Here is a 9,461-nt window from a genome sequence, read left to right as displayed (position 1 = left end):
GGAGCAACACCGCATGGCGCTCCAAAAGCGGCGCTGGCAAGTGCATAGCGCTGTCACCCCAAAGGTGAGGCTGCAAAAACAACCCAAGGCTCGAGTCCACGCGGTGTGCGGCAAGATGACAAGCGGTCAACTGCCGTTTTTAGGGTTAACGCAACACCCCGGCCTGCAAATGTCCCAGCACAATCAACACCACTTGCAACAACACCAGCAGGACCAGGGGTGACAGGTCGATACCTTGCACCAGGGGCAAGACTTTTCTGATCGGCCGAAGCGGGGGTTCGCACAGCCGACCGATCACATCGGCCAGGGCAGACCGTGTCTGCACCCACGACAGCACCGCGTACACGATCATCAGCCCCATCAGACCCGACACCGACACGCGCGCCATGCCGAAAAGCGCCATCCACGGCAGCCAGGCCCAGGCCGCAGCAGCGCCGAGCAACAGCAACGCCAGCGCGTACTGCACCAGCTGCGTCAGCGCTGCGGCGACCAGGCTGGAGGCGTCCCACCGCCCCACCGGCGGGATGACCTTTCGCAGCGGCATCACCAGCCAGTCGGTCAGGGCAAAGACCAGCCCGCCGACCGGATTGGAAAACGAGATCCGTTGCACCTGCATGTAAAGGCGCAACAGACAGGCCCCTGTGATCAGGCCACCAAGGACATCCAGTAGAAAAGAGGCGATCTGGTAGAGCATAAGGGTCAAGAAATCCGAGGAGCAGCCGCGAAAGCCGGTTGGGTCATGGGATGATAGCGGCCGTATTCCGTCCCACTTCATGTCACAGCACCTGACCTTGTCATCGCTGCCCCTGTTTCCCCTGGGTTCCGTCCTGTACCCCGGCGGGCTGCTGGCCTTGCGCGTGTTTGAAGTGCGCTACCTGGACATGGTGCGCAAATGCCAGCGCGCAGGAGCGCCGTTTGGCGTGGTGGCGCTGACGCAGGGCCAGGAGGTGCGACAGGCTGGCGCGGCGCAAGAACAGTTTTGCGACGTGGGTACGCTGGCCGCCATCGAGGCGCTGGATAACCCGCAACCGGGCCTGATCACGCTGCGCTGCCGTGGCACGCAGCGTTTTCGGATCCTGCGGCGCGCCCAGCTCACCAATGGCCTGTGGACCGCAGACGTTGAGCAGATTGATGACGACCAGGTAGTGCCGATTCCCGACGACCTCAAAGTCACTGCTACGGCCTTGTCCCAAGTTTTGCATACGCTCAGGCAACGCGAACCCGACATCCCTGCGCTGCTCCCCGAAGGCGGCGATCAGCTCAACGACTGTGCCTGGGTGGCCAACCGCTGGTGCGAGCTGCTGCCCGTGCCGCTGGGGCTCAAACAACGCCTGATGGAGCTGGAAAACCCCCTGGTCCGGCTGGAGCTGGTCGGGGATGTGCTGGAGCGCACGGGCATTGCACAGTGAGATTGCGGGCGCCATGCAGGTAGACGTTGTGCTCCAAAGCGTGCTCTTGTGGCATCGCAACACCAAACGGGCCTTCGTGGTGGCGCTGGACGCCGCCATGGGCGTGCTCGCCATGTGGCTGGCCTTCTCGCTGCGGCTGGACACGCCACACTGGCCCGAGGGCAAGCAGTGGATTGCGTATGTGCTTGCGCCAGCGCTGGCCTTTCCGATCCTGATGCACCTGGGCCTGTATCGGGCGATCTTTCGCTACACCGGGATGCGTGCGCTTGTCACCACCGGCAAGGCCGTCACGCTGTACGGGGCAACGCTGCTGGCCGTGTTGCTGGCAGGCCGCTGGGAGGGCGTTCCGCGCAGCGTTGGCGTCTTGCAACCCGTGCTCTTTTTGCTGCTGGTCGGGGTCAGCCGCTCGCTGGGATGGTTGCTGCTGGCCGGCCAATCGGGCCGTGCGCCGCACCGGCTGCTGATTTATGGCGCAGGCACGGCCGGGGCGCAAACGGCTGCCGGGCTGGGTTCGGCCCGCAACTACGAGCTCAGGGCATTTGCTGATGATGACGGGTCCAAGGTGGGTCGCAGCATCAACGGAGTCCGTGTCTACAGTTCGGACTCCCTGCCAGCGACCGTGCAGCAGCTGGGCATCACCGATGTGCTGCTGGCCCTGCCCAGCGTGCCGCGCGAGCGACGCCATCAAATCATCGACCAGCTCAGCGCGCTGCCCGTGCGCATTCGCACGCTGCCCGGGCTGACCGACCTCGCCAGTGGTCGGGTGACCGTCTCGGACTTTCAGGATCTGGACATTGAAGACCTGCTGGGCAGGCCCGCCATCCCGCCCGATCTGCCACTCATGCACAAACACATCGCGGGCAAGGTGGTGTTGGTGACGGGCGCGGGCGGCAGCATCGGCAGCGAGCTGTGCCGCCAGCTGGCGCAACTGGAAGCCGCCGAGATCCTGCTGGTAGACCACAGCGAATTTGCGCTCTACAGCATCCATCAGGAGTTGCAGGCCCTGGCGCTCAAAGGTCTGGTGCAAAGCAAACTGACGCCGCTGCTGGCAAGCGTCAACCACGCAGAACGCATGGCCGACCTGTGTCGCCAGTATCGGCCCGCCTCCATCTACCACGCCGCGGCCTACAAGCATGTCCCGATGGTGGAAACCAACGCTGCAGAAGGCATTCGCAACAACGTCTTCGGCACGCTGAACATGGTGCGTGTGGCAGTGGAGTATGGCGTCGCCGATTTCGTTCTGATATCGACCGACAAGGCGGTGCGCCCCACCAACGTGATGGGCGCCAGCAAGCGGATTGCAGAGCTGGTGCTGCAGGCCATCGCGCACGCCACGTCACACCCCTTCAAGCCCACCGAAGATCCTGGCCCGGTTACGACGGCGGGGGCGCACTGGCGCAGCCCCACGCGCCTGTCGATGGTGCGCTTTGGCAACGTGCTCGGCTCCAGCGGAAGCGTCATCCCGCTGTTTCGCAGCCAGATTGCACACGGTGGCCCCGTCACGGTGACGCACCCGGAGGTCACGCGCTATTTCATGACCATCGCCGAAGCAGCCCAACTGGTCTTGCAGGCCGGCGCGATGGCCGAAGGTGCAGATGTATTTGTGCTGGACATGGGCGAGCCCATCAAGATTTTCGAGCTGGCCCGCCGCATGGTCACGCTGGCCGGGCACAGCCTGCGCGACCAGGAGCACCCTGGTGGCGATATCGAAATCACCTTCACCGGGCTGCGGCCCGGAGAGAAGCTGTACGAAGAACTGCTGATTGGCGACAACCCCATGCCGACGGCGCACCCCCGCATCCTGCGCGCGCTCGAAGAGCGGCTGCCCTGGCCGGTTCTTCATGCACAGCTCCAAGCCCTGCATGCGGCCGTGAAGGCGGGCGACGAGGCCGGAATGCGCCAGTTGCTGCACCGCCTTGTGCCCGGCTACCAGCCCGATGCGGCCCCCTCTGAGGCATGACCCGCGGGCTCTTCACGGCCACCGCCACCGTCCTGGCCGGAAGCGTCGCCGCGCACGCCGTGCCCTTGTTGCTGGGCCCAGCCCTCGCGCGGCTGTACCCGCCCGAGGTGTTCGGGCAGTTTGCGCTGCTCTGGGCCATTGCCACCAACCTGGCCGTCATTGGCTGCATGCGCTACGAACACGCACTGCCCCTGGAGCGTGGCGAGGCCGGGGCCGCGCAGTTGATGGCGCTGTGCGCCCAGCTGCTGTGCGTCACCACCATGCTGGCGGTCGGCGCAGGAGCCGCGCTGGCGTGGTACCACCAGATCAGCCTGTACGCCATGCTCCCCCTGGCCGTGCTCGCGCTGGCCGCCACGCAATGGCTCACAATGTGGGCCACCCGCGGTGAACGCTTTGGGTTGCTCTCAGGCGCCCGGCTGCTCCAATACGGGGGTGGAGCCGTGCTGCAACTGCTGCTGGGCTGGTGGGCCTGGGGGCTGGCCGGACTGATCGCAGGGGCCATGATTGCGGGGCTGTCGGCCGCCGTGCTGCTGGCGCGCCCGGCACCCGCGGGCGGCTGGATGGCCTTGCTGCGCGCCCCCCTGTCGTCCTTGCGCGCCGTGGCGCTCAGGCACCGGGATTTTCCCGTGCTCAACACCCCGCATGCCTTTCTGGGCGCGCTGCAGGACACCCTCACGCTGCTGGCGGTCACCGCATGGTCTGGCGATGCCGCAGCCGGCCTGTGGGCCATGTCGCTGCGCTACCTGAAGGCCCCTGCCACGCTGCTGGGGGGATCGCTGTCGCAAGCCCTGTACCCCCGGCTGGTGCAAGCGCGCGACGCGCAGGCCTCACGCCGGGCCGTGCACCACAGCATGCTCGCGCTGGCGGCGATGGCCGTGCCCATGGCGGTCATGCTGCTGCTGTGGGGGCCGGATCTGTTCACATGGTTGCTGGGCCCCGGCTGGAGCGGGGCGGGCGCACTGGCCCAGGCACTGGCCCCCTACATCGCGCTGCACTTCGTGGCCTCGCCGCTGGCAGTGACCACGCTGGCCTGGAAATCACAGGCCTGGGCGCTGCGCCTGGCCCTGGCAGGGCAGGCAGCGTTTTTTGGGGGACTGCTGACCGGGCTGATGCTGGGCGGCCTCACCGGGGCGGCCTGGGGCATCTCTGCCTCTATGCTGCTGTACTTTGGCTACTATTTCTGGGCTTTGGCCACCTGGAAGGACATCCCCCATGGAGGACGCGATGAAAGCCTGGCTTAACCGCTGGCGTCGCCGCCTGTGGCAGGCGCTGCTCTACCGCACTGCATTCGGCGAGCGCACGGCGCAGGGCGCGCCGCTGGCCCACACGCGCATCTCGCCCAGCACCTGCATCGAGGGCGAGGAAGGCCTGCAGCTCGCGGACCATGTGTTCATCGGCCATTTCAATTTTCTGGACGCTGCAGGCGGGCTGCGCATCGATGAAGGTGCCCAGATTACCAACTACGTGAGCATCGTCACCCACAGCTCGCACCGTGCCATCCGCCTGATGGGGCGCGGCTACGCCACCCACACGGGGCCCGCAGCTGCCCGCCCGGGCTATATCCACGCGCCGGTGCACATTGGCGCTTACGCGTTCATCGGCCCCCACAGCCTGATCGAGGCGGGCAGCCGCATTGGCAAGGGCGCTGTGGTGTGCGCCTATGCACAGGTGCGCGGCGAGGTGCCCGACTTCGCCGTGGTGTCCGGGCAACCCGCCCGCGTGGTCGGGGACGTGCGCACGCGCGATGCGGTGTGGCTCGCCCGTTACCCCGAGTTGCAGGAGCACTATGCGGCCTGGGCAGGCGCCCTGCCCTCCGCGCCGCCTGCCGCATCGCCTCCGCCACCGACCTGACATGCGCCCCATCCACCTGTGCCTGCTGGGCGACGCCACCAGCCCCCACATCCAGCGCTGGACGCGCGAGATGATGGCGCGCGGCTACCGCGTGTCGCTGGTCACGGCCCGGCCTGCGCCCATCGATGGCGTGCAGCAGCAGGTGCTGCGGCCCGTGCGCCGCTCCGTGCAGTGGCTGCTGCGCACCAGCGAGGCCCGCCGCGCCGTCCGTTCGCTGGCACCCGACATCGTGCACGCCCACTACACCACCTCCTACGGCTACCTGGCCGCCCGATGCGGGGGCCGCCCCCTGGTGATGACCGCCTGGGGCAGCGATCTGCTGGTGACCCCGCACCGCAACCCCTGGATGCGCTGGCTCACGGGCTGGACCTTGCGCCAGGCCGATCTCATCACGGGCGACTCGCAAAGCCTGGTGGACGCTGCGCTTGGCCACCGCCCGCGCGCTGCGGTGCACTGCATCCACTGGGGGGTGGACCTGAGCCGCTTTGCGCCAGCCGACTGGAATGCCAAGCCAGGGTTCGAAATTGCCAGCCTGCGCGCCTGGGAGCCCAACTACAACATCCCCGCCATCATCGATGCCCTGGCACGCCTGCGCGCCCAGCTGGCGAGCCCGCAGGCACGGGCATCGGTGCACCTGCATCTGCTGGGCGGCGGCAGCATGGAGGCCGCGCTGCGCGCCCAGGTGGCACAAACCGGCCTGACAGACGCGGTCACCTTTCATGGGCGGCTCGATGATGCGGGCATGGCGCGTGTGCTGGCCCGCTGCAAGGTGTCGGTCTCGGTGCCGGAGCAGGACGCCACCTCGGTCTCGGTGCTTGAGAGCATGGCCTGCGGCCTGCCCGTGGTGGCCACGCCATTGCAAGCCAACGCCCACTGGTTGCCCGCCCGCTGGCTGGTGCCCGCGCACGATGGCCCGGCGCTGGCGCAGGCGCTGCTTGCCCTGGCCCAGGACGACGCCCTGGCCCGCCAGGCGGGGCAGCACAATGCGCAACGCATCCAGCGCGAAGGCGACCGCGCCACGCAGATGGACCGCATGGCTGCGCTGTACCGCGGCTTGCTGCAGGCAGGCAGTCAAAAAAATGATTAAAAATCGCCTCCGCCGCCCGACCAGCATGGCCTGCAAGCTACAACAAATATAGCAATCATGTTCAACCACCCCGCCCAGCCCCTGTGGCTCAGCGTCATCGTGCCCTGCCGCAACGAAGCCGCGCACATCGATGCGTTCTGCGACAGCGCGCTGCAGCAGCAGTTGCCCCCTGGCTGGCAACTGGAACTGCTGGTGGCCGACGGGCGCAGCGATGACGGCACGCGGGAGCGGCTGCAGCAGCGCTGCGCTGCCGACCCGCGCCTGCGGTGGGTGGACAACCCTGGCCGCATCGTCTCGACCGGCCTGAACGCCTGCCTGCATCAGGCCCGTGGCAGCGTGATCGCCCGGATGGATGTGCACACACGCTTTGCGCCAGACTATCTGGCCCAGTGCCTCGCGGCGCTGGAGCGGACCGGTGCCGACAACGTGGGCGGCCCCTGGGTGGCCGAAGGCGTGGGCCCCGTGGGCAAGGCCATTGCCGCTGCCTTCCAGAGCCGCTGGGTGGTGGGCGGGGCCCGATCGCGCGATACCGCGCACGAAGGCCCGGTGGACACGGTGTACCTGGGCTGCTGGCCCCGCGCCACCCTGGAACGCTTTGGCGGCTTTGACGAGATGCTGGTGCGCAACCAGGATGACGAGCACAACCTGCGCCTGCGCCTGGGCGGTGCGCGCATCTGGCAAAGCGCCCGCATCCGGTCGCACTACCGCCCGCGCAGTTCCCTGCGCCACCTGGCGGCGCAGCAGCTTCAGTACGGCTACTGGCGGCCGTTTGTGATGCGCAAGCACGGGCAGCCGGGTTCGGTGCGGCAGCTCGTGCCTGCCGCCTGGGTGGCCGCGCTGCTGGGCTGCGCCCTGCTGGCCCCGCTCAGCAGCGCACCGCTGGTCGGTCTGCTGGCGGCCTATGGGGTGTATGTGGCCGGTGCCAGCCTGCACGCGGCCGCTGCCACCACATGGGCCGCCCTGCCCTGGCTGCCAGCCGTGATTGCGGTGCATCACACCTCGTATGGCCTGGGCACCTGGCGCGGCCTGTGGGACATCGTGCGCGGACGCGCCCCCTCGCACCAGTTCGCGCGCATCACCCGATGAATGACAAGACCCTCGCCCCTGAGCCTCGGGCCGTGAGCGCACGCTACGCCCGCCGCGACGCCGCGCACGATGCCCAGCACTACAGCCTGTACGCCAGCGCCTCGGCCCTGCAGGCCCAGCACGAGCGCCTGCGCGCCATGCGCCAACTGTGGCGGGCCCACGGCTGGCAGAGTCTGGCGGGCCTGCACATCACCGAGGCAGGCTGCGGCACCGGCGGCAACCTGCAAGACCTGCTGCGCCTGGGTGCCGACCCGGCCCGACTGCACGGCCTGGAACTATTGCCTGAGCGTGCCCAGGCCGCCCGCCTGCGGCTGCCCACCACCGTCGCCGTACTGGAGGGCGATGCCCTGCAGGCCGCCATCGCCCCCGGCAGCCAGCAGGCGGTGCTGGCCTTTACCCTGTTCAGCTCGATTCTGGATACCGACTTTCGCAGCGCGCTCGCACGGCAGATGTGGCAATGGGTTGCGCCCGGCGGCGGTGTGCTGGTGTATGACTTTGTGGTGGACAACCCGCGCAACCCCGACGTGCAAGGCGTGCCGCTGGCCGAGGTCCGGCGTCTGTTCCCGCACGCCCGCATCACCTCGCGCAGGCTCACCCTGGCACCGCCGCTGGCGCGCCGCCTGCCTGCCCCACTGCTGGCCCCGGCAGCCATGCTGCTGCCCTTTGCGCGCACGCACCGCCTGACGTGGGCGGTCAAAACCCTGAACCCATCACCATGAAAATCACCGTCATCGGCACGGGCTATGTGGGCCTGGTCACCGGCGCATGCCTGTCGGAAATGGGCAACCAGGTGGTCTGCCTCGACCATGACCCGGCCCGCATCGCCACCCTGCAGCAGGGTGGCATACCGATTCACGAACCCGGCCTGGAAGACGTCGTTCGCCGCAATGCGCAGGCGGGGCGGCTGCGGTTTACCACCGATGGTGCCGACGCCGTTGCGCACGGCGGCATCCTCTTCATCGCCGTGGGCACCCCGCCGCAGGAAGACGGATCGGCTGACTTGCAGCAGGTGCTGGCTGCGGCGCAGACCATCGGCGAACACATGGCGGGCTACAAGCTCATCGTGAACAAGAGCACCGTGCCCGTAGGCACGGCACAGCAGGTGCGGCGCACCGTATCGCTGGCGCTGGCGGCACGGGGGCATGGGGCCGATTTTTCGGTGGTCTCCAACCCCGAGTTCCTCAAGGAAGGCTCGGCAGTGCAGGATTTCATGCGCCCCGACCGCGTGATCGTGGGCAGCGACGACGAACGCGCAACCGCCCTGATGCGCACGCTGTACGCGCCGTTCATGCGCAATCGCGAGCGCCTGATCGAGATGGATGTACCCAGCGCCGAATTCACCAAATACGCCGCCAATGCCATGCTGGCCACACGCATCAGCTTCATGAACGAGCTGGCGCTGCTGGCCGAAAAGCTGGGGGCCGACATTGAAAGCGTGCGCATCGGCATCGGTTCGGACCCACGCATCGGCACGCATTTTCTGTATGCGGGCGCGGGCTATGGTGGCTCGTGCTTTCCCAAGGACGTGCGCGCCCTCATCCAGACGGCCGACGATGCGGGCCAACCCCTGCAGATCCTCAGGGCGGTGCAGGCGGTGAATCAGCATCAAAAGCAGGTACTCATCGACAAGATCGTGGCCCGCTTTGGCCCACAGTTGCAGGGTCGCCGCTTCGCGCTGTGGGGGCTGGCCTTCAAGCCCGGCACCGACGACATGCGCGAAGCCCCCAGCCTCGCGGTGATTGAGCAACTGCTGGCCCGGGGCGCGGACGTGGTGGCCTACGACCCGCAGGCCATGGCGCAGGCGCGGGCGGCACTGGGCGAGCGCGCCCGTCTGCGCTTTGCACCGCATGCCAACGCCGCGCTGCAAGATGCCGATGCGCTGGTCATCGTCACCGAATGGAAAGAGTTCCGCAGCCCCGACTTTGCCCATCTTGCTGCCACACTCAAGCACCCGGTGGTGTTCGACGGGCGCAACCTGTTCGAGCCCGACACCCTGCGCAGCGCCGGGCTGGAGTACTACCCTATTGGTCGTGCCGCCGTAGCGCCCACCTGCCACCACCCTTGCTGA

9 protein-coding genes are annotated in these 9,461 nt (G+C 67.8%); 8 read left to right on the top strand and 1 reads right to left on the bottom strand.

The window, feature by feature from the left end:
- Positions 1-145 precede the first annotated feature (145 nt).
- Positions 146-694, bottom strand: a complete 549-nt coding sequence (locus ACK543_RS08555; protein ID WP_409942423.1) for a YggT family protein — start codon at positions 692-694, stop codon at positions 146-148.
- A 79-nt stretch (positions 695-773) separates the two neighbouring features.
- On the opposite strand from ACK543_RS08555, the gene ACK543_RS08550 reads away from it, so the two are divergent.
- Genes ACK543_RS08550 through ACK543_RS08515 form a run of 8 tightly spaced genes read left to right on the top strand, consistent with a single transcriptional unit; the run spans position 774 to position 9,461 of the window.
- Complete coding sequence (locus ACK543_RS08550) at positions 774-1,409, top strand: LON peptidase substrate-binding domain-containing protein (protein ID WP_409942422.1); 636 nt, start codon at positions 774-776, stop codon at positions 1,407-1,409.
- A gap of 13 nt (positions 1,410-1,422) precedes the next feature.
- The gene (locus ACK543_RS08545; protein WP_409942421.1) at positions 1,423-3,369 is read left to right on the top strand and encodes a polysaccharide biosynthesis protein; all 1,947 of its coding nucleotides are present in this window, start codon (positions 1,423-1,425) and stop codon (positions 3,367-3,369) included.
- Entirely contained in the window at positions 3,366-4,610 is a 1,245-nt protein-coding gene (locus ACK543_RS08540; RefSeq protein WP_409942420.1) for a lipopolysaccharide biosynthesis protein, read from the top strand. The genes ACK543_RS08545 and ACK543_RS08540 overlap by 4 nt, the downstream gene beginning before the upstream one ends.
- The gene (locus ACK543_RS08535; protein WP_409942419.1) at positions 4,594-5,220 is read left to right on the top strand and encodes an acyltransferase; all 627 of its coding nucleotides are present in this window, start codon (positions 4,594-4,596) and stop codon (positions 5,218-5,220) included. The genes ACK543_RS08540 and ACK543_RS08535 overlap by 17 nt, the downstream gene beginning before the upstream one ends.
- Before the next feature lies 1 nt (position 5,221).
- Positions 5,222-6,307, top strand: coding sequence for a glycosyltransferase (locus ACK543_RS08530; RefSeq protein WP_409942418.1), 1,086 nt, complete (start codon positions 5,222-5,224; stop codon positions 6,305-6,307).
- 57 nt (positions 6,308-6,364) lie between these two features.
- Positions 6,365-7,393: a glycosyltransferase family 2 protein gene (locus ACK543_RS08525; protein WP_409942417.1), complete on the top strand. Its 1,029-nt coding sequence runs from the start codon at positions 6,365-6,367 to the stop codon at positions 7,391-7,393.
- Positions 7,390-8,112, top strand: a complete 723-nt coding sequence (locus ACK543_RS08520) for a class I SAM-dependent methyltransferase (RefSeq protein ID WP_409942416.1) — start codon at positions 7,390-7,392, stop codon at positions 8,110-8,112. The genes ACK543_RS08525 and ACK543_RS08520 overlap by 4 nt, the downstream gene beginning before the upstream one ends.
- Positions 8,109-9,461 carry a UDP-glucose dehydrogenase family protein gene (locus ACK543_RS08515; protein ID WP_409942415.1) on the top strand — a complete coding sequence of 451 codons (1,353 nt, stop codon included), beginning with the start codon at positions 8,109-8,111 and terminating at the stop codon, positions 9,459-9,461. Before ACK543_RS08520 ends, ACK543_RS08515 begins: the two co-directional genes overlap by 4 nt.

This window comes from Acidovorax sp. (assembly GCF_046341535.1).
GTDB lineage: Bacteria > Pseudomonadota > Gammaproteobacteria > Burkholderiales > Burkholderiaceae_C > Acidovorax.
The sequence above is the reverse complement of the archived record's forward strand: the minus strand, read 5'-3'. Positions and strand labels throughout refer to the sequence as shown.

Excerpts from the sequence above, each read along its gene's own strand:
- ACK543_RS08520 (WP_409942416.1), top strand. The coding sequence starts at position 7,390 with ATGAATGACAAGACCCTCGCCCCTGAGCCTCGGGCCGTGAGCGCACGC.
- ACK543_RS08550 (WP_409942422.1), top strand. The coding sequence starts at position 774 with ATGTCACAGCACCTGACCTTGTCATCGCTGCCCCTGTTTCCCCTGGGT.
- ACK543_RS08530 (WP_409942418.1), top strand. The coding sequence starts at position 5,222 with ATGCGCCCCATCCACCTGTGCCTGCTGGGCGACGCCACCAGCCCCCAC.
- ACK543_RS08535 (WP_409942419.1), top strand. The coding sequence starts at position 4,594 with ATGAAAGCCTGGCTTAACCGCTGGCGTCGCCGCCTGTGGCAGGCGCTG.
- ACK543_RS08545 (WP_409942421.1), top strand. The coding sequence starts at position 1,423 with ATGCAGGTAGACGTTGTGCTCCAAAGCGTGCTCTTGTGGCATCGCAAC.
- ACK543_RS08555 (WP_409942423.1), bottom strand. The coding sequence starts at position 694 with ATGCTCTACCAGATCGCCTCTTTTCTACTGGATGTCCTTGGTGGCCTG.
- ACK543_RS08515 (WP_409942415.1), top strand. The coding sequence starts at position 8,109 with ATGAAAATCACCGTCATCGGCACGGGCTATGTGGGCCTGGTCACCGGC.
- ACK543_RS08540 (WP_409942420.1), top strand. The coding sequence starts at position 3,366 with ATGACCCGCGGGCTCTTCACGGCCACCGCCACCGTCCTGGCCGGAAGC.
- ACK543_RS08525 (WP_409942417.1), top strand. The coding sequence starts at position 6,365 with ATGTTCAACCACCCCGCCCAGCCCCTGTGGCTCAGCGTCATCGTGCCC.